Below are 19,572 nucleotides of genomic sequence, written 5' to 3'. Positions count from 1 at the left end.
AAATTTCAGCCAGCACCCATATCCCTTTAATTCCATCTTAAGTAACAATTAAAAAGCTTTCGATCTACAGCTTTTGATGCAATTTTTCCATAACTGTAATTTATGGCAAGTTATCCTAGTTTATTGAGATAAAGTTATTGTATTATATTTAAGTGTTGTGGGATGGCTAAAGCCCATTTATGAGAGCTGAAAGACTACAGAGTGGAGGGGAACTATGAAATTCTTCAAAAAGATGTCTAAATTTGAGCAAAGTAATTGGGGAAGTGGGGCCATGCTTGGCTTTTATACTTATATGTTGCTGCTTTTTATCAATTATATTTGTGGTTTAATATCGGAAAGTGAGCCACTGACTTCAGGAATAATTTTTTGGTCTGGAATTTTAGTAGCCTTTGGATACGAGTTAGTACTAAATGTAAAGTCTAAGAAGGATATAAAAAATTAAACGGATAGGAGTCATTGCTTTAATAATCCATCGAACAATCTTCTTATATTCAGATTCTTTTTCAGAAACCTACCATCGCGCTTTCCATAAAGTTTCAGGATATACATAAAAAATGGATAAATAGAATTCCAATAAAAATGCGTAAATCATTAATTTGAGAATATTTACGTATTTTTATTGTGCTTCTAAACTACAAATTAAAATTTTTTCCATATTTTTGGTTTAGATAGGTTTAATAGTTCGTTTTATTGTGTATTTACATAATATAAGCACTTTGTAAATTATTGTATTTGGTTGATATAAAAAATTATAAATAATGAGGAGAGATTCCCAATGAATAATATATTTGAAAAAGTAAATATCCGTAAAAATGTAGAGGTACTTAGAAATGCTATGATTAAGTCTGGTATGGAAAATGGTTTAAACCATCCTACGACTGTTAGTTTAAGTCAAAAATTAGATAAGTTACTGAATGAATACACTGTAATTTTCAGCAATGAAGTTAGTGCATAGCAGTTGTTACCTTACTTAATAGCAGGTGTTCATAAATAAATTAAAAGACATGAATGCTGTGTAAACACCAACTTTCGTGTCTTTTTAGACGTTAGGGTTCATTTGTTTATGGTAATATTAACTAAAAACAGGTGAGGTAAATGGGATTCTTATTAAAACTTTTTAGGATTTTCTTCATTTTTGTAGTTCCGATGATAATCGTAGGGGCTGTTTTTAAGAATATCTATACATATATAGATATTGGTGCTGAAAAGTATAGTTGGATCAGTTTGATTGCAATTTTTATATTTATGTATGTATTGTATCGAAACAAATATCAATTTAATGGATGGGATGAGCTGAGCTGAAACGGAAAGAAAAGTTATCAATCGGAATTTCATTAACCCTTATAACTCTTTCAGCAATTTTACTTTCGTTACCGTTCATTTTTAGCTATTTAAATATTTGAGGTTATAAAAAATATTTACAGAGAAAATAAAAACCGGTAAATGCTGTAGTAACAGTGTTTACCGGTTTTTTTGTAGCTGAATAAGGGAATTTAGAATTTTTCTTCCCGAGTAATCTTCTTCCCCTTTAATTGCACAATCATTTTACTAACTAATGTAGACAATATTATAAACATAGTGATGGTAAAAATACCCATGATTAAACCACTTACCCCGATATTGTAAAGTACGCCTAAAAACATAAGAGACAAACCGCCTAAAATAGCAACGAGTATGCCTAACTTCTGACTTCTATCCATATTCTCAACCTCATTCTTTTATATCCTTAAAATTTATGCTACACAAATATTATCATAAGACTTCTTTATTTACTAAAAAAAGGTAAAATAGTGTGTATCAGGATTTCCACCATATTAGTGAAGATTGTTTTTTAAATAAAATCTTCTTTATTTTTATTTAGCCATGTAATAGAAATTATTAAATCCTTTATATTGTACGTCCTTTTACGAACTCACTGATTTGAAAAAAGGGGGGAGATTCCTTGCATCCAATAGAAATCATTCAATTATTGATAGCTAGTAGCATTGTAGTTTTTATTTTTTTCATTTCTTTTATTTTCAAGGGGAAACAAAGGAAAAAAATTCAGTGGTTGGCTCTTTTTCTTATCGTGTCATTTAGCGTCATTTATTTTGTGCGTCCATTTTGGATCGATATGCAGGTTGAAAAGAAAATGAGTTATATCCAGCTGCACTTGGAAAAAAAATATCCTGATGAAACGTGGGAATTTCAAATTGTGCCTCATCGTGAAGCAGGCTATGAATCATCGAATCCGTATCTTATAGGGGTCGTATTTGAGAATGAACCACAGGTGGTATATAGCTATTTAGCTCGCAATAAATACGATATTACGATACAAGGATTTTCTACATCAGACCCCAATAGTGAATTTTTGCATCTGGAATAAAAATTATACGGATTTAAGTTGTTGAGATGAAAGTATAGATGAGGAGGGAAAGTTATTAAAATAGTACATTCAGTTATAGGATTCTTCATTCTCATTGTCGGTATGTTTTTCTTTAGTATTACGGTAGAAGGCGAAATGGTTCAAACGATAGGATATAAACTTATGGGAATCGTATTTATCACAATTGGGGCCTACTATGTATCTAAAGTAGCCAAGATTGGTTATAAGAAAAAGTAGTTGAATAAGGGAACGAAGCATACTTGGCGTGACCTCATGAAAATGGGGAAACCTTAAGAATCGCCCGCATAAGGAGGCAAATTGTGTATTTCAGACGATATGAGGAAGCAGAGAAGAACCTTGAACGAGCTAAGAAATTATTAAAGCGATTTGAAGTGTTGAGCCTTATCAATAAAGAGTTTACCTTGAATGAAATAGAAGGAATTTTTGAACGTAAGTACTTAGCGAAAGAAATAGAAAACGATCCTACATATATGGGGTTAATGAATGACCCAATGGTTAACGTAAATAACATTGTAAAAATGTATTCAATATCAGAACCGAATATATTAGAGGGGCTATATACTGAAGAAGAGCGTCAAACACAAAACGTATTGGCAAACGAAGAATTTATAGCAGAAACGGAAAGTGAATTATTATCCGTGAAAATTATGGGAGGGAAATTAATTCGAATTGCACTAGAAAGCACAGATGAGTACAAATTGTCGGGATTTACACAACAAGGTGAGTGCAAAAAAATAGCGGCCGAGTTGTTTATGGTAGGAGCAAAAGTTACTGAAGAGGATATAGATATTAATGATGCCTGGTTTCAAGAATATCTAGAAGCATTAGTGTTATCAGGGTATCTATCTGATTTATAAATAAACTGTTTGAAATCCCATCATTATTTCTACAAGTGAACGATTTTCTTAAATTAGGGCATTCCATATTAAATGAATAATATGGAATGCCCTTTTTACATATACTGTCTTAATTTCCTGTTGACTAAGGATACATCTTTATCATTTTACTAATGTTGTTAAAATATTCCTATTTTTCTGTAAGCAAAATGATAATTAATAGTGCTCATGTATCTTTATTATGGTAAAGTTGAACAAATATAAATGAGGTGCTTACTTGGATATGCTTGCGAAAAAGAAATGCTTGGACGGTATACGGCTCCATAAAGTACGCACTAAGAAATTACAAATAATGATCGCTAAAACTACGAATGTTGACGTTAAAAAGCATCTAACTAAAGGCTTAATCTGGCATATTAAGTGCAAACGGGCATTACTGCAATTGCTGATCAATGAGGATTAATCGGCTAGAGGTTGCATTATAGGTAATTCCATTTTTCCCCTTCATTTCCTATAAATAATTTGAAGCGCTTGTTTAAAATTAGCAAGCGTAATACTACCGAGTGATGAGATATCATTTTGAAAAAAGTGATGGACCATATATTTTTCAAGATGTTCCACGGAACTGATGTTAGCTTGTAAAACGAGTTGCATATAAGCCGTGAAAAATTCGACTGATTTATCGCCCGATTTGTGTATTCGCATCAGTTTTGGTCGCTAGCAAACAACTGGATTTTTGTTTCAATCGCATCGCGCACTGTTTGAAATACAAGCCATTTTTCTTCTTCAGTTCCAATCGCCTTTGCTGGATCATCAAATCCCCAATGTTCACGTTTTACATGCGGTGGTGTGACAGGGCATTTGTCGGCTGCATCACCGCACAAAGTCACAACAAGTGTTGCGTTATTTAAAATTTCTTGGTCAATGATATCCGAAGTTTGCTCTGAAATATCGATGCCTTTTTCTGCCATTGCTTTGACAGCATTTGGATTTAATCCATGTGCTTCAATCCCGGCACTTTTAATATTCCAATCAGGTAAATACTTTTTGGCAAAACCTTCAGCCATTTGTGAACGGCATGAGTTGCCTGTACATAAGAAATATAATGTGTTTTTCATATAAAATTAGGCTCCATTCCTCAAAAAATAGATAGCGTGATATAAAGACCGACTAAAGTAAACAGTAAAATAGGAATCGTTAATAATATCCCTGTCTTGAAATACGTCCCCCATGAAATTTTAATGCCTTTCCCTGAAAGTACATAAAGCCAGACAAGAGTGGCAAGAGATCCGATAGGCGTAATTTTTGGACCTAGGTCAGAACCGATAACATTTGCATAAATAAGTGCTTCTCGTAATGTGCCATTGGTAGTTGTTTCTGCAATTGCTAATGCATTAATCATCACAGTCGGCATATTGTTCATGACAGATGATAGAAGAGCTGCAATAAAGCCCATACCAACCGTTGCGACAAATAAACCTTGCTCTGCTGTCCATTCAATAAGTCGAGCGAGTACAGATGTCAAACCTGCATTCCCCAAGCCGTAAACGACAACATACATACCGATTGAGAAGAACACAATATTCCAAGGCGCCCCTTTAACAACCGCTTTTGTATCAACAGCTTTACTTCGACGTGCTATTACTAAAAAGAAGATTGCAATTACCCCTGCAACGAGTGAAACGGGGACGCCAATCCATTCGCTTGAAAAATAACCAATTACTAATAATGCGAGGATGAACCAAGATAACTTAAATAGTTTCATGTCATTAATGGCAAGGCGCGGTTCCTTTAACATTGCTTCGTCATATGCCCGTGGAATCGATTTATTGAAATAAAGGAGCAGCACAACAATAGTTGCCACAAGTGAGAATAAGTTAGGAATAAACATTCGTGAAGCATATTCAACAAAACCGATGTTAAAGAAGTCTGCAGAGACAATGTTCACTAAATTGCTGACGACAAATGGTAAGCTTGTCGTGTCAGCGATAAAACCACTTGCCATAATAAATGGGAAAATCATTTTTTCACTGAATTGTAAGTTACGCACCATCGCCAATACGATCGGTGTCAAAATCAGTGCTGCTCCATCATTGGCAAACAATGCAGCGACAACAGCACCAAGTAAACTAACGTATACAAACATTTTGATACCACTGCCTTTTGCGGCACGTGCCATATGTAAGGCGGCCCATTCAAATAAACCGATCTCATCTAAAATCAATGAGATTAAAATAATGGCTATAAACGAGAGGGTAGCATTCCATGTAATGTTGATAACTGACCCAACATCAGAGAAGTCCACAATGCCTACAAGTAATGCAACGACAGCACCAGCCATGGCAGACCATCCAATATTCAGTCCTCTAGGCTGCCAAATAACGAAAATTAATGTGATGATAAAGAGAATACTTGCTAATACGAACATGAACTTCCTCCACAGCGACACCCATCATCAGCTTGTAATTCGTTAATCACAGCTTCGACAACAGGGGAAAGTTGTTCTGCAATTCGGTAATATTTCCAAGTACCTTTTTTTCTTTCCAAAATGATGCCCGCATCTTTTAATTTTTTTAACTGTTGGCTCACAGCAGGCTGTGAAATACCAAGAACTTCAACAAAATCACAAACACATACTTCACCATTTTTCATACAAGCTAAAAGCGTAAGTCGATTTTTATCAGCCAAAGCCTTTAGTTGTTGTTCTAATAAATCCAAAGGAAACCCTCCAATAAATACATAAGTAATTGCTTATATATAATATACATTGACATTGAATATAAGTAAATGCTTAAGTATTAAAATCACCTTCAATGTGAAAAAGCTGTGAAGTGAAATTTAAAGGGGACTTAGTGAACAGCTATTTTCAAAAGTTATTCCAAAAAATTAATGAGTAATTAAATGATAAAAAAGAAGCTCTAAAAGGTAAGCAATACGTTTAATGAAGATACTCAAAAGGTGGGGGCAATAGCACCTTTTTTATTTTGTTGATTTTTCAAAAAAAAAGTTCATGGCAAATTAAACAAAAGAAAAATAATATGTTAGGTTTTCTTACATTATTTCAATAAAATGATTGACTTGGGAAAAAATATCATTTATATTTGTCCTTAAGAAAGGAGGTTTCATAACATAACTATAAAAATTCATTAAAAATCATCTATAATTAATGAATTAATAAAAAAATCATATTTTTCTGTGTTAGATAATCTAACGTAAAGTGGAGGCTGGTCAAATGAAAAAAGGTCAAAAACGTATGAATCAATTGTTAGCACCGATTTTAGCCGCATTATTATTTATTTCAATGTTTACTCCATCATCATTTGCACGTGCAGAAGAATTAGTCGAGAAAAAACCAGTAGTAACAGTTATTGCAACGGGTGGTACAATTGGCTCGTTAGGCACATCTCGAGTAAGTTATTTAAGTTATGGCCAATCTCGTATTGCCATTGAAGATATGGTTAAATATATTTCTCCGGAAGTTTTAGAATATGCAGACGTAAAAACAATTCAATTTGGAAACAGAGGATCAGGCTCTTACACAATCGATGAATTCCGTGAATTATCATTATTAATTGATGAAACATTAAAAACTTCTGATGGTGTTGTTGTAACGACAGGTACAGACACAATGGAAGAGTTCGCTTATTGGTTCGATCTAACAGTACAAAATCAAAAACCAGTTGTTTTAACAGGGGCGATGCGTCCTTGGGGGAATGCAAATGGCGATGTAACAATTGGTGGCGATGGCCCAATCAATTTATTAAATGCGATTAAATTAGCAGCTAGTCAAAACACATATTGTTACGGAACGGTATTAATGTTAAATGATGAAATTCATGCAGCACGTGAAGTAACAAAGACAAACACATACCGTACAGATACATTCCAAAGCGGTGAATATGGTATTTTAGGCTATATTGACGGTGACAACATTAACGTAGAACGTGCTCCAGCTCGTGTGAAAGCATGTAATACTGAAGCGTGGGCAACTCCTTTTGACTTAGCAGAAGTAAAAGATAAAGAATTACCACGTGTTGAAATCGCCTATACGTACCAAATGGCTGGTGGCGAAGTGATCGAAGCATTTGCAAATGCGGGTGTGAAAGGAATCGTAACAGCTGGAACAGGTGCAGGTGGAACTTCTTCTTTACAATCTGAAGCACGTAAAGCGGCAGCAGAAAAAGGCGTCGTTTTTGCTTCTACAAGCCGTGTAGGTTCGGGTGAAGTGTACGGTGGATCAGGTAATATTATTGCTGCGGGAGATTTACTAGCACAAAAAGCACGTTTATTGCTTTTATTAGGCTTAACATTCTCTGATGATACACAGCAAATTCGTACATGGTTTGAAACGATTGGTAACCGAAATTTTACAACGAAATAAAATTACAAGATGACTCCAATAAGTTGCTGGAGTCATCTTTTTTAGTGTTTAAAAACGAAACGCCTTACAAACCCGTATATTATTATAGAAATTATCTAGCAAATATTTGTTATACTGTTTTTGGAAGGAGTGCTAAACTTTGATATTTGTAGTATTAATAAGTTTATGCGTAATATTTTGTACCAATCTTGTAAAAATAATAAAAGAAGAGCAGTCCAATTCTATTCATACAGTTTGGCTAACGGCATCTTTTACGCTAATTGTTTGTATTATTGCTTTAATTTCTATGATTGAATAATAAATTATAAAGTTTTGTAAGAAGGTGTGAAATTATGAAATTACCAAGACTTTCTCAAATACGTTTTCCCAAATTAATAGTACACGCGCTGCTATTAATTATCATTTTGACAATCATGTCAATCATTACACAAGGCTTGATTAAATGGATATTTAATCTGAATTTCGCACAAGTAGATGGACCTGCCAGTACCTTAGTTTTGATTTGGATGTTCTTTGCTGTTCAGAATAAAAAATATCAGAAGGACGTTTAACGCATAATTATATTATTAAAGTTTATAGTGGAAAGGTGAAAATACTATGCAAATTCGTTCAATGACCCGAAATGATATTAATAATATGGATGTCCTAATGAATCAACTAGGTTATCCTTCTACCAATCAAAAAATCCAAGAAAGATTGGGTAAAATTTTGGATTTACCGAATTACGAAACGTTTGTTGCGGAGATGAACGGGGAATTAGTCGGTTTTGTAGGAATGTGTAAGCAAACTGCATATGAATTTGATGAGCCTTATGTAAGAGTGTTGGCACTAGTAGTTCACAAAGATTATCGTAGAAAAAATATTGGACAGAAGCTTATGTCAGCAGTGGAAGATTGGGCAATAAAGAACGATTGTATAGCAATCACATTGAACAGCGGGAATCGAGAAGAACGAATCGCAGCGCATAATTTTTATAAAAAATTAGGGTATTTAGGAAAGAGTACAGGTTTTAGCAAAACTCTTAATAAATAACCCATCCAAAAAGGGGGGAAGGTTATTTTTACAAATAAATATATACGGGCTCTTGTATTTCCAAGTCTTTTGTTTATAAATATGACTATATTGGATATCTATAATGGTAACGGAATTAAATGGGGAGATAATCTTTTTCTCTTCTTATTTACATTAGTTTTTTACAACCTAATTTTATATTTGCTTAAACGGTCTAAAGAAACACCCCCCTCAAAATAACATTTTATTAGTGGTGTTATTACAATATCAAAGTGTTCCCAGATTAAAGGTTTGCGATAAAAAATCGGTAAACGTTGTTAGGCAGCGTTTACCGTTTTTTTTATGGGGATATTGGAGAATTTCACTCAAAAGGCTCCACTAATTTCTCTTCAGAAGTTTTAAGGAATTCATTATATTGTTCATATCGTCTCTTTAAATTTATGTAGGCTTGTTCACGATCTTGAGCCGTGGATGCAGCTATATAATTTTTAATAAGATGAGAATAAGATAATACCGCATCATTATAAGGGACAAAATACTCTGCACGTATTTGAGGTTCTAATTGCAAACCTATTCCGGTGACATTGAAAAAATCTCCAAACGTCTCATCTAAACGCTCTAGTTTTTCAGTACGTTCTTCTTCATTATAGCGATCGGCTTCTTCATGAAAAGCAAGTATACGTTCTACCGGAACATTTATTCTACTCATTTCAAAATAAAGTAAACCGCGATAATCTTTAATTAATTGATTTTGTTGATATATCGTAAATATCATAAATAGTAATATTAAACTTATAGGAATAAGCCATCTTTTTTTCACATCTCTACTCCTTTTACGAGAAAGTCTTTCATTCGATTTTAACACTATACAGGGGAGAGAAGTAGAGAAGGCTATATTTTTTTGAAACTATCACTGCAATAAAACGTATTAGAACTAGAACTTTAGTTAAGCATTTGGAGAGGATATTTTTAATGAATACATATACATATAAACTGCCTTTAACAAAATCAAGTACGATAACGATTCAAATTTTAAATGACAAAAATGATCCGATTTATACAATGAAAAGAACATATAAAACAATTTTACATCAACTATTTGATTCGTGGATTGGTGAATATAAATTAATCTGTGAATATGAAGGTAGAAATCAAAATGGAGATTTAATTGTAAAATCGGGAATTAAGCATGCCTTGATTAAGCGATCTGAGTCAATTTTAGTAATGGGATCCGATGTATTCCGCGCACAAATAGAACATGGGGATATGATTACTCCAACTTACAATATAGCGGGTTCAGGTGTTCAATTGAAAGTTAAAATAGACTTTAACCAATACGTTCAATTTTATGAAAACGGAATAGTTATAGCCAAAATCCAACTCAATTTTTTAAACAAACAAAAGAGCGAGTTAGTAATAGAGGAGCTAGCAACCATTCAATGTCCATTATTCTACGCGATTTATGCTCAGATGTTTTATTTTGTAGGTGAATACTAAACCTAAACAAGTTAAAATTAAAATTTCAATTTAGGGATTATTTTGGAGCTAAAAAAGAGTCAAACATTTTTAAAAGCGTTTGTCTCTTTAACGAGTAAATTAAATCTACGTAAACTGTCTATAATTTTAATTCGTTGTTTCGTTTATAGAATTTGTTGTAAATCCCAATGATTCTAATAATGATGTGGGTGCTATTAAGTAATATAAGGAAATGGTTTTCAAAAAAAGTTAATTAAATCTGAAACTAATTTCCATTTTTTCCGTCAGTACAGCACACTACGGAAAAAGAGAGGAAGCTTGAGAATGAAAAAGAGACTATTTGCAGGATTGAGTGTACTAGTGCTGGCATGTACCTTGCCCATGACTAATACGTTTGCAGTAAGTGGAAAACAATTTTCAGATGTACCATCATCAAAGTACTTTGCCGAAGCAGTTTATGATTTGGCAGAACGGAATATTATTGGAGGCTATCCGGATGGTACATTCAAACCAGGAAACTCCATCACGAGAGGACAGGCAGCTGCAATAATTGCCAAACTGATTAAATTGGATACGGACAATGTGAAGAGTTCGGCATTTAAGGATGTAACGAAGGGGAACGGTTATTACAAAGCCATTGCAGCAATGGCAGAAAAAGGGATCATTAGAGGCTACGAGGATGGACGTTTCGGTCCGAACGATCCTATTACCCGTGGACAAATGGCTTCGATTCTTGTAAAAGCGTTCGATCTGCCACGCTATGACTTCTCATCGAATAAAAGTCCATTCCAAGATGTGAAAAGGGGAACAGGTCATGATCCAAATATTTTGAGCATCTACCGACTTGGCATAACGGGAGGAACATCTGCGGATAAATTCAGTCCGAATGTTTCCATAACAAGGGGTCAAGCGGCCAAAATGATGAAAGCTACAGAGGAAGCGAAATCACAGATTGTGACATTGCGGGCAAGCGACTACAAATGGGAGGAGTTTAAAATGTATGATTCCTATCAGGAGGATACGAATCTTTTCCATTCGGTTGCAGGGAGCAATGAACTAAATGACAAAAAAGCAGATAAAATTCACTTAGTTCCGGTCAAAGAAGGGACGGGAACATTGCAGGCCGCTTTAGTGTATTCAGGGAATCCAGATAAGAAATACTATCGGAAATTTTATGTCCATGTCAAAGAAGTGAATGGCAAACTAAAGTTGACCCTAGAGGAGACGCAAGATTTTCTCACTACGCCAGCTATAATAGATGTAAAAGGTAAAAAAGATGTCCAAAACATTTCCCTTTCCACAATGGATGGAGAAAAGCTATCTGATAGTATAGCGTTCGAAAAATGTCCGACATACGGTTCATCCGATTGTTATAAGAGCGAAAGTACAAATGAATATAATACTGTTCAAATCGGAATTGATAAGCCAGGTCAATATATTGCCACTCTCCGCTTCGTTGATGGAGAAGAAGTTCGGTACGGGATTGAAGCGGTAAGTCTTACACCATCTTTCCGTTATAGTGTTCGAACACTAGAAGAAAAGCCAACTGCTACAATTGATTTTGGAACAGAAGACTATATGGGGAAGCATGTCCTACCAGCAGATTCAGATAAGATTGCCACGGTCACACGAGAAGGGGAAACCAACTTACTCCGCATTGAAGGAAAGAAATATGGACACTTTTATATTAAGTTTCCGGATCATAAAAAGACCAATTTTATAGACGTTGGAGTAAAAGTCGGACAGATTGGCTCTATTATTAATGTCAATGCTTATAAAAATTATGAGGAGACATACTAACATAACCTCCAGAATGAAAGTTTAGGTATACATTCAAGAAGTACGAACGTTATTCAATCAACGTTCGTGCTTTGTTATGGACATTGGGTTATGCCCTCACTCCATTATTTTTTATTACCGTTAGCAAATCTATACGATAGAATTTCGCGATTTTCCTCTATGATTTCTTTATTTTTAGCGATCGTTTCCTTTATAGTTAAATGAATTTCATTATCGTAAATATCAAGGTGGTTTTTTAGTTTTGTATCTAAGTGAGGTACTGAAGTCTTATTCTTTTCCATATCAATTTAAACCTCCTTTTATAGGGATATAAATCTTTTCTTTAGAGACTACTGATTCCCTGTTCCATCATAATTTACTTTGCAAATCCTCTGAAAGCTTAAAGACCATAATGCGTTCTCCGGTTATTGTGCTCAAATCACTATAAAAACTGACCACTTCTATTCCTGTGATGCTTAGAATGGCTTCTTTTATTTCTTCCACACCTGATTCCACCAAGCTATTTCGCATTTTTTTGACTGACAATAGGCCCTCTTTATCTTGGCATACGGCATATTCAGCAGGTGTTAAAACCCCGCCTAACACCACAACTACCATATCTCGCAAAATATCCGATTTAACCGATACGGAACCGCGCCCTAAATAACTTTTCTCCCAATTCGTTAATACTTTACTTATTTCAGCTTCAAGAGCACCTTTTGTTTTATCCATCATGACTTCCATCCCTTCAATGAGTAATCGCGATACGTTTAATTTATAGTTTGTATTTCCTCTAGTTTTTTCCATAAGGTATATATAAATTTTATTTCTCTGCACCATTTCTAACAAGTCCAAAGCATTCATTTCTCTAAAAAACAAAAAAACCGACAATCTAAAATAATGGTTTCAAATATCAAACCATTTACTTTAAGAATTGTCGGTTTACTTTTAACTAACCTCTTTAAGGTCTTTTAAAATGTCTACCTACTGTTTATTATTCTAATTCCTTTTTGAATGGATAACCAATGTCCAAAATATTGACTACCAAACTAAGGATAAAAATTTACTTATAATATATAAAAATATTAATACTTCGTTAAATCTCTGTCAAGTTCAAGATAATTAATTTTATATGGAATGAAGAGCTATGAAAGGGTTCTCCGTAATAAGTATAAGTGCGGTTTTTTTCGTCTACGTTTATAATAAAAGAAAGGTGGTGATAACATGCTTGAAAAAAACATTGAAAAACAGCTAATTAATTTAATCCAAACTAAAATAAATCCGGATTTCATTATATTGTTTGGTTCATTTGCTAAGGGAACATATCGTGATGATAGTGATATCGACTTAGCATATTTCAGCAAAGAGCAGTTATCATCGTACGAACGTTTTTTACTTGCAGGCGAGCTGGCCGAGATGGCTGGACGTGAAGTAGATCTAGTTGATATCAAGCAACTTGATACAGTGTTTACTATACAGATATTTTCACAAGGAGTACCTATATATATTCAAGATGAAAATGAATTTACACGTCAAAAAATGCGCGCATATAGTATGTACGCAACGTTAAATGAGCAGCGTGCGGCCGTAATTGAAAGTATTAAAGAACGAGGAAGTGTTTTTGGCGATGAATGATATCATTTTAAATAAAACAGCTACAATTGAGCGTTGTGTCCATCGTATTCATGAAGTATATGAGGGGAATGCTGAGAATCTAAAAGATTTTACAAAGCAAGACAGTATTATTTTAAATATCCAACGCGCATGTGAAGCAAGTATAGATTTAGCCATGCATGTCGTAAGTGAAAGAAAACTTGGTGTTCCAAAAGCTAGCCGTGAAGGATTTAAATTACTGCAAGAAGCAGGGTTAATAGAGGAACAATTAGCGAAAACGCTTATGAATATGGTAGGTTTTCGCAATATTGCCGTTCATGACTACCAAGCACTAGAGCTTGAAATTTTAGAAGCAATTTTAGAAAAGCATATTAATGATTTTAAAGATTTCACAAAGGTAGTGTTACAACTTGAATCCTGAAGCGAAAACTGCAAAATATATAAAAACTAGAAAACTAGAAAACGAAGGAAACTAATATGGTTCCTTCGTTCTTTTTATAGATTGCACTTATTTATGATACGCTTCATCGTAATAGCTCTAAATGAAACGTTAGCTTTGCATTATGATTAAAGCGATTTGCCAATATATTTTTCAAAGCCTTTATAAGCATTCTTTTTGTGGCCACGCTTTACGAGCCATGCAAACAACTTGCGCTGCAACCAAAATGGAATACCCGCAACTAATGTATTTTGCATCGATAAAATTAAAGCCGTATGTGCGATATTTTTCGGATTACCTTTCGCATCACAAAGCCCATCATCAATTAAACCGTAATGAATGCGTACGGACTGCTCAAACTGACTTGGTGGTGTTAAACGTACTCGAAACACAACCGGCTTATCATGATTATTTGTAAATGTATGTACGGTCTTTAATGTGACGAACTTTTTATCGCCCGGCTGTAATACATATTGTTCTTTTCCTAATGTCACCGTTAACTGACCTGAAACAACTTCAAACTCCTCTTCAAATTCATCGTGGCTATGTAATGGGGGACCATCCCCTTGTGGTGGCAAAGTAACTTCAATAGAGAGGTACTTCCCCTGTGTTTCCTCCGTTGTTTCTAAAAATGTAATTTGTTCACCGGTAATTTGGTGTCTTACGGTACGATCCATGTCTTTTATCCCCTATCCAAAATATTCATTATAATAACATAATTTTCTATTTAAAACACTTTTAATAATGAGCATTTTATAGCAAAAGAACTTCCCTCACTAAAGGAAAGCATAGATAGTAGTAACCCACATTTTCTTGAAATTCCCAGCCTCCACGCAAGCAAGCGCTGTTTAACTTTGCCTGTTCGCGGGAAATTGAAGTACAAGAGTATTGGGGGAATTTCAATGAAAAAAGTTCAGAAGAAATGGGACAGCTGGAGTCGTAGGAAAAAGGTTATATACGTTCTTATACTTCTTTTCATTTTGCTATATATAGGGGTCATGTTATGGCATACATATAAACCGTTGCCAAAAGGTATTTCCTATGCTGGAGACTTGCATAGGACGGACAATATTGAAATGATCACGGATTTAACTTATGCGCAGGATATGGATGGTACGGATCGAAAACATGAGAATCATATATTTGATGAAGTGTATCGATTGATTGATGATGCCGAACAGTTTGTTGTGATGGATTTCTTTTTGATGGATGGTTATTTTGATGAAGAAGAAGATTTCCCGCCAATCGCCGATAACCTCTCTGACAAACTTGCCGAGAAAAAGAAAAACAATCCGGATATGCCGGTTGTTTTCATTACCGATCCGCTAAATAAGGGTTACGGTTCCTATGAAACACCGTGGTTCCAGAAGATGCGTGAAGCAGGGGTGGAAATCATCTACACCGATTTAGAACCACTGCGAGATTCCACGCCGATTTATTCGGGCTTATACCGAATATTTTTCCAATGGATTAACCGCGACGGCGAAGGATGGATTGCGAACGCCATGTCGAGCAAAGCCCCAAAAATGACCGCATCCTCCTATTTGGAACTGCTCAATGTAAAAGCCAATCACCGCAAAGCGGCCGTTTCGGAAAAGGAAGCGATTATCACATCGTCAAACCCGCATGATGCAAGTGGTTTCCACGGAAATCTTGCATTGAAAGTGACGGGATCCGTTATAAACGATATTTTGGAGGCGGAAGAAGCGGTAACGCTCATGTCGGGTGGTCCGAAATTGCCGAGAGCTGAGATTCCCGAGCAAGAGGACGGTCAGTATACTGTGCAATATTTGACCGAGAGGAAAATTTTAGATGCCTTACTTGAAGATTTGGAGGCGACAAAAGAGGGAGATAAAATTTGGATTGGCATGTTCTTTGTTGCTGAGCGCGGCATTGTCAACGCTTTAACAGATGCAGTAAACCGTGGCGTGCAGGTAAATATGATTCTAGATCCAAATGAAAACTCCTTTGGTCAGAAAAAGTCCGGTTTGCCGAATCGACCGGTTGTCAACGAGCTGCTTGAAGATACAGATGAACAAATCAATATTCGCTGGTACAATACTGTCGTTGGCCAGTACCATACAAAAGTCATCTGGATTCAAACAGCGGAACAAACGATCATTTCAAACGGTTCTTCCAACTATACGGAACGAACATTGGATGATTACAATCTGGAAAATAACGTCCGCATACTCGCTCCGAATGATAGTGCGCTCGTCTTGGATATGGAACAATACTTCGAACGACTATGGAAAAATGAAGATGCGCTCTACACTTTGGATGTGCAAGAATTTCAGGATACCTTATCCTGGTGGCAGCGCTGGATTTACGCCGCTCAAAAAGCAATCAAAGTAACGACTTATTAATAGTAGAAAGCAACAAACGCCATGATGTTTGTTGCTTTTTTGTTAGGTCTTTATTTTTGATATAATAAGGAAAATAAAGGATATTTTAATGGGAGGGATAGCGATTTCGAAGAAGAAAATATGGTTGCTATTAATAGTAGTAATTGCGGTAGTCTTAATCGTTTTATACAGTAAGCGCCAAATTGCTTTTATTGACGTCACTGAATTAAATATAGCGACTATTGAGAGTGCTCAAACTTCATGCCCGGAAGGATTGAATTGGCATAACCTTACTGCAGACGAACTTGAGCAACTGAGTGTACTATTGAATAGCCTGGAAGTGAGGAAGAAATTAATCCCTAACGTACAGGCGTTTAATGCTGATTCATATATCGTTATATATGCTAAAGAGCCGGAAACTACTTTTAGTATAAAATTTGATTACGAAAGAAATATAATCGGACTCATCGAAGGTCAGAAAACTATGGAACAGTATATTGTAGAAAGCGATTCAAAACTGTTTCTATTCGTTCAAAATCTCATTAAAAACAATGTGAAAAAATTATAAAAGAGGGAGTCGAAAGGGCTTCCTCTTTTACATTAAGTAGTTGTAAGGTATCCCTTCTATTCCTCATCAAACACCGTTATTTCTTTAGCTGTAAATGTCAGCTTTTCAGACTCCACACTTGCTGTTGGCTCATCAAAATATACTGAAACGATATCATTAATATTTAATTCATCCAATGTTACTATTTCGCCAACCTGTGTTTTAATAATCGTTTCATCGGTTATTTTTATAACGCAAGAATACCCGATGTCATCTTTACTATGAGTGTTATTCGCTTTTTTCACAAAATCTGAACACCCAACATTGATGCGATTTTCTCCAATAGAACGGATTTCTCCGAAAAGAGAGGATTCATTGGAACAAGCCGTTAAAAGAAGGAAACTGACTATTAAAATTAAATTCTTCAATTAGCACCTCCATACACTCAGATAAGTATTTTTATTATCCTTCATTTTGTAATGAAAAGGAAACGTTATGGACAGGTAGTCACAGCATAGTAGGAAATAAAAAAACAGCGGGAAACTGCTCCCGCTGTTTTTTATAATTCTACCAATATAAAACATTGGTCATCGTGATTGTATTTACTATATATATTTTCTTTGTTTTCAAGTGCATGTTGAATGGTTTCTTTTGTTTTTGCTAATGGGTTCGAGATGGTGTCATTCAGCAAATGATTTAATGTGTTTAGCTCAAATGCTTCTGAAACACCGTCCGTATACATAAGAATTCTTGTCCCGGGTTTATAGCGCAATGTTCTTGACGTAAATTGAATGTTATCGAATGTTCCTAATGGCGGATTTGTTGTCTTTAGTTCATTCTGCACCCCGTTTTTTCCTTGCGCAATGGCAGGGGGGTGACCTGCATTAATATATTCAATCGTCTGTTCACTAATATCGATATTTAAGTAGATCGCTGTACAGTAATGCCAAGCGTCTTCATTATTTTGAAATAAGTTGTGCAGAAATTGGTCCAATTCTTTTAACACCATATCCGGTGCCACACCTTTGGAAATCAGTTTCTGGAACATCGATTGAAGCGACATCGTAATGAGCGCAGATGAAACACCATGCCCCATCACATCCAATAAAATAATCCCGTATTTTTGCGGTGTTATTTGATAAAATCCAAATATATCTCCGGATAAAGATTTGGATGCATGATAATAGGACAGGATCTGGATATTATCATTAATGATGTCTTTCGTTAATGCGGTTTCCTGAATTTTTTTGGCAATCTGTAAATCGCGTTCCGTTTCTCGCATGATTTTCGTATTGACTTGATTGGCCTGTTCGAGATCCTGTTGCTTTGTTTCCAATTCCAAAAGGGCCTGCTCTTTTTCCAAATAAGCATCTTCCATCATTTTTCTGGCGTTAATGAGCGCGTCTTCCAATGCACTGCGATTACGGATTGGGAAAATGACGCCGATGATCTGACCATTATCCTGGACCGATGCGTTTAATAAGATAGGAACTTCTTCTTTCATTACGGTTAGTAATGTAAGGAACATTTCCTCTACAGCGTGCTTCACTTTAATCAGCGGCACTAAATAAAGCTGACAAAAAATCTGAGAAGAAGGAGATAACAGCACATTAAAATGCTTTCCAATAAGATGCTCAGATGTATGATAGTGCAGCAAATTTAGCAATGTCTTGTTGATAGTAAGAATTTTACCTTCTGAAGATAGAGTGATAAACCCGCATGGAGCGTTTTCTATGAGTTCATCCATTTATATTGCCCACGCCCTCACCGATAAGGGGCACAGATTGCTCCAATAAATAATTTTTAATTACTAGAATTGTTTCCTCTGGGTCGCTCATATGTGGACAGTGACCGATTGCATTCATATAGGTAATCTTACTGTTTGGCATATGCTCATGTAAGTACTCGCCAACGACCCTTGGCGCAATGACATCTTCAGTACATTGTAAAATAAGGGATGGGACAGTTGCTTTCGTAATCTCTTTACGATTATCAGTAAAGAAACAAGCCTTTGCAAACGTATTCGCAAATAAAGGATCTGTTGAACAGAAACGATCTTCCAAATTTTTTGCCACACCTGCTTTTGCTGTATTGTTTAATAATGTAATCGAGAAGGCATTTGCCCAACCGATATAATTTTTTTCCATTAGGTCCATTAAATTGAGTAAGTCTTTCATTTCAAAGCCCCCGTAGTATGCAGGAGGATCATTTACATAACTTGGTGATGGAGCGATCATGATCATTTGTGAAAAATATTCTGGTTTCGATAAAGAAGCCAATAAACCGATCATACTACTTACCGAGTGACCGACAAAAACAGCGTCCTTTAAATCGAGAGCCTCACAAACGTCTAATAAATCCTGTACGTAACCGGACAGTTCTCCATATTTCATAAGGTCAAAAGCTGTAATATCTGAATTCCCAAACCCGACATAATCAAATAAAATTATTTGATAATCTTCTTCAAAAGCAGGAAATACATCATTCCATACCGTTTGGTCGCATCCAAATCCAGCAGCGAAAATCAAAGGTTTTTTACCTTTCCCACGAATATGTACGTTATTTCGCTTCATTATATTTTGGACCATGAAATACACTCCCTTCAATGGTAACTTATAACGTTTTGATTTATATATGTGTAAACCTTTTTAAGTATTATGTTTACATCCTATTTAACAATCATTCTGTATGAAATTAGGATATAAGTAAAGGAATATGACTGTTTTATACTGGTATTCTATGAATTTCTTTTTTGAGA

The 19,572-nt window shown here is 35.2% G+C and carries 24 protein-coding genes; 13 read left to right on the top strand and 11 right to left on the bottom strand.

What is annotated here, in order from left to right:
- Nucleotides 1–214 precede the first annotated feature (214 nt).
- Nucleotides 215–442 (top strand): hypothetical protein, encoded by a 228-nt coding sequence (locus tag MKY71_RS14510; RefSeq protein WP_339173198.1) that lies wholly within the window; start codon nucleotides 215–217, stop codon nucleotides 440–442.
- A gap of 333 nt (nucleotides 443–775) precedes the next feature.
- Nucleotides 776–955 (top strand): aspartyl-phosphate phosphatase Spo0E family protein, encoded by a 180-nt coding sequence (locus MKY71_RS14505; protein WP_339195828.1) that lies wholly within the window; start codon nucleotides 776–778, stop codon nucleotides 953–955.
- A 538-nt stretch (nucleotides 956–1,493) separates the two neighbouring features.
- Here the strand turns inward: MKY71_RS14505 and MKY71_RS14500 are convergent.
- A complete protein-coding gene (locus MKY71_RS14500; RefSeq protein ID WP_340733090.1) occupies nucleotides 1,494–1,700 on the bottom strand; it encodes a hypothetical protein in 207 nt (68 codons plus the stop codon).
- A 242-nt stretch (nucleotides 1,701–1,942) separates the two neighbouring features.
- Here MKY71_RS14500 and MKY71_RS14495 point away from each other — a divergent pair, with 242 nt between their 5' ends.
- The 3 genes from MKY71_RS14495 (at nucleotide 1,943) to MKY71_RS14485 (ending at nucleotide 3,685) form a co-directional block, all read left to right on the top strand.
- Nucleotides 1,943–2,365: a hypothetical protein gene (locus MKY71_RS14495; protein WP_340733089.1), complete on the top strand. Its 423-nt coding sequence runs from the start codon at nucleotides 1,943–1,945 to the stop codon at nucleotides 2,363–2,365.
- Nucleotides 2,366–2,685: 320 nt separating this feature from the next.
- Entirely contained in the window at nucleotides 2,686–3,243 is a 558-nt protein-coding gene (locus MKY71_RS14490) for a hypothetical protein (protein ID WP_340733088.1), read from the top strand.
- Between the two features lie 256 nt (nucleotides 3,244–3,499).
- Complete coding sequence (locus tag MKY71_RS14485; RefSeq protein WP_340733087.1) at nucleotides 3,500–3,685, top strand: hypothetical protein; 186 nt, start codon at nucleotides 3,500–3,502, stop codon at nucleotides 3,683–3,685.
- 241 nt (nucleotides 3,686–3,926) lie between these two features.
- On the opposite strand, the gene arsC is transcribed toward MKY71_RS14485, so the two are convergent.
- The 3 genes from arsC to MKY71_RS14470 are packed head-to-tail and all read right to left on the bottom strand — an operon-like array spanning nucleotide 3,927 to nucleotide 5,940.
- Entirely contained in the window at nucleotides 3,927–4,340 is a 414-nt protein-coding gene (arsC, locus tag MKY71_RS14480) for an arsenate reductase (thioredoxin) (RefSeq protein WP_340733086.1), read from the bottom strand.
- A gap of 20 nt (nucleotides 4,341–4,360) precedes the next feature.
- On the bottom strand, nucleotides 4,361–5,650 hold the full coding sequence (locus tag MKY71_RS14475) for an arsenic transporter (protein WP_340733084.1): 1,290 nt from the start codon (nucleotides 5,648–5,650) through the stop codon (nucleotides 4,361–4,363).
- Nucleotides 5,638–5,940, bottom strand: coding sequence for an ArsR/SmtB family transcription factor (locus tag MKY71_RS14470; protein WP_339173184.1), 303 nt, complete (start codon nucleotides 5,938–5,940; stop codon nucleotides 5,638–5,640). Before MKY71_RS14470 ends, MKY71_RS14475 begins: the two co-directional genes overlap by 13 nt.
- Before the next feature lie 514 nt (nucleotides 5,941–6,454).
- Here MKY71_RS14470 and MKY71_RS14465 point away from each other — a divergent pair.
- Both MKY71_RS14465 and MKY71_RS14460 read left to right on the top strand, forming a co-directional pair.
- The gene (locus MKY71_RS14465; protein WP_339195817.1) at nucleotides 6,455–7,603 is read left to right on the top strand and encodes an asparaginase; all 1,149 of its coding nucleotides are present in this window, start codon (nucleotides 6,455–6,457) and stop codon (nucleotides 7,601–7,603) included.
- A gap of 597 nt (nucleotides 7,604–8,200) precedes the next feature.
- Entirely contained in the window at nucleotides 8,201–8,635 is a 435-nt protein-coding gene (locus MKY71_RS14460) for a GNAT family N-acetyltransferase (RefSeq protein ID WP_340733083.1), read from the top strand.
- 340 nt (nucleotides 8,636–8,975) lie between these two features.
- Here the strand turns inward: MKY71_RS14460 and MKY71_RS14455 are convergent, their stop codons facing one another.
- Entirely contained in the window at nucleotides 8,976–9,434 is a 459-nt protein-coding gene (locus MKY71_RS14455) for a hypothetical protein (RefSeq protein ID WP_340733082.1), read from the bottom strand.
- A 152-nt stretch (nucleotides 9,435–9,586) separates the two neighbouring features.
- Between MKY71_RS14455 and MKY71_RS14450 the strand changes: the two genes are divergently transcribed.
- Both MKY71_RS14450 and MKY71_RS14445 read left to right on the top strand, forming a co-directional pair.
- Nucleotides 9,587–10,111, top strand: a complete 525-nt coding sequence (locus MKY71_RS14450; protein ID WP_339173174.1) for a tubby C-terminal domain-like protein — start codon at nucleotides 9,587–9,589, stop codon at nucleotides 10,109–10,111.
- A 303-nt stretch (nucleotides 10,112–10,414) separates the two neighbouring features.
- Complete coding sequence (locus MKY71_RS14445; RefSeq protein ID WP_340733080.1) at nucleotides 10,415–11,890, top strand: S-layer homology domain-containing protein; 1,476 nt, start codon at nucleotides 10,415–10,417, stop codon at nucleotides 11,888–11,890.
- Between the two features lie 104 nt (nucleotides 11,891–11,994).
- Here MKY71_RS14445 and MKY71_RS14440 read toward each other — a convergent pair whose 3' ends face one another.
- The gene (locus MKY71_RS14440; protein WP_339173169.1) at nucleotides 11,995–12,171 is read right to left on the bottom strand and encodes a multidrug transporter; all 177 of its coding nucleotides are present in this window, start codon (nucleotides 12,169–12,171) and stop codon (nucleotides 11,995–11,997) included.
- A gap of 67 nt (nucleotides 12,172–12,238) precedes the next feature.
- On the bottom strand, nucleotides 12,239–12,601 hold the full coding sequence (locus MKY71_RS14435; protein WP_339199736.1) for a DUF2294 domain-containing protein: 363 nt from the start codon (nucleotides 12,599–12,601) through the stop codon (nucleotides 12,239–12,241).
- Nucleotides 12,602–13,093: 492 nt separating this feature from the next.
- On the opposite strand from MKY71_RS14435, the gene mntA reads away from it, so the two are divergent.
- Complete coding sequence (mntA, locus tag MKY71_RS14430) at nucleotides 13,094–13,504, top strand: type VII toxin-antitoxin system MntA family adenylyltransferase antitoxin (RefSeq protein ID WP_340733079.1); 411 nt, start codon at nucleotides 13,094–13,096, stop codon at nucleotides 13,502–13,504.
- On the top strand, nucleotides 13,497–13,904 hold the full coding sequence (hepT, locus tag MKY71_RS14425) for a type VII toxin-antitoxin system HepT family RNase toxin (RefSeq protein WP_340733648.1): 408 nt from the start codon (nucleotides 13,497–13,499) through the stop codon (nucleotides 13,902–13,904). The genes mntA and hepT overlap by 8 nt, the downstream gene beginning before the upstream one ends.
- Before the next feature lie 146 nt (nucleotides 13,905–14,050).
- On the opposite strand, the gene MKY71_RS14420 is transcribed toward hepT, so the two are convergent.
- Entirely contained in the window at nucleotides 14,051–14,599 is a 549-nt protein-coding gene (locus tag MKY71_RS14420) for a cupin domain-containing protein (protein WP_340733078.1), read from the bottom strand.
- Between the two features lie 225 nt (nucleotides 14,600–14,824).
- Between MKY71_RS14420 and MKY71_RS14415 the strand changes: the two genes are divergently transcribed.
- Entirely contained in the window at nucleotides 14,825–16,288 is a 1,464-nt protein-coding gene (locus tag MKY71_RS14415; RefSeq protein ID WP_340733077.1) for a phospholipase D family protein, read from the top strand.
- A gap of 124 nt (nucleotides 16,289–16,412) precedes the next feature.
- On the top strand, nucleotides 16,413–16,835 hold the full coding sequence (locus tag MKY71_RS14410; protein WP_339173156.1) for a hypothetical protein: 423 nt from the start codon (nucleotides 16,413–16,415) through the stop codon (nucleotides 16,833–16,835).
- 56 nt (nucleotides 16,836–16,891) lie between these two features.
- Here MKY71_RS14410 and MKY71_RS14405 read toward each other — a convergent pair whose 3' ends face one another.
- The 3 genes from MKY71_RS14405 to MKY71_RS14395 all read right to left on the bottom strand — a co-directional run bounded on the left by MKY71_RS14405 (nucleotide 16,892) and on the right by MKY71_RS14395 (nucleotide 19,402).
- Nucleotides 16,892–17,242 (bottom strand): hypothetical protein, encoded by a 351-nt coding sequence (locus tag MKY71_RS14405; protein WP_340733075.1) that lies wholly within the window; start codon nucleotides 17,240–17,242, stop codon nucleotides 16,892–16,894.
- Nucleotides 17,243–17,373: 131 nt separating this feature from the next.
- Nucleotides 17,374–18,561 (bottom strand): SpoIIE family protein phosphatase, encoded by a 1,188-nt coding sequence (locus MKY71_RS14400; RefSeq protein WP_340733074.1) that lies wholly within the window; start codon nucleotides 18,559–18,561, stop codon nucleotides 17,374–17,376.
- A complete protein-coding gene (locus MKY71_RS14395) occupies nucleotides 18,554–19,402 on the bottom strand; it encodes an alpha/beta fold hydrolase (protein ID WP_340733073.1) in 849 nt (282 codons plus the stop codon). Before MKY71_RS14395 ends, MKY71_RS14400 begins: the two co-directional genes overlap by 8 nt.
- Nucleotides 19,403–19,572 lie beyond the last annotated feature (170 nt).

It is taken from the genome of Solibacillus sp. FSL W7-1324 (assembly GCF_038008025.1).
Lineage (GTDB): Bacteria > Bacillota > Bacilli > Bacillales_A > Planococcaceae > Solibacillus.
Note: the sequence above shows the minus strand (reverse complement) of the source record. Positions and strands in the feature narration are given on the sequence as shown.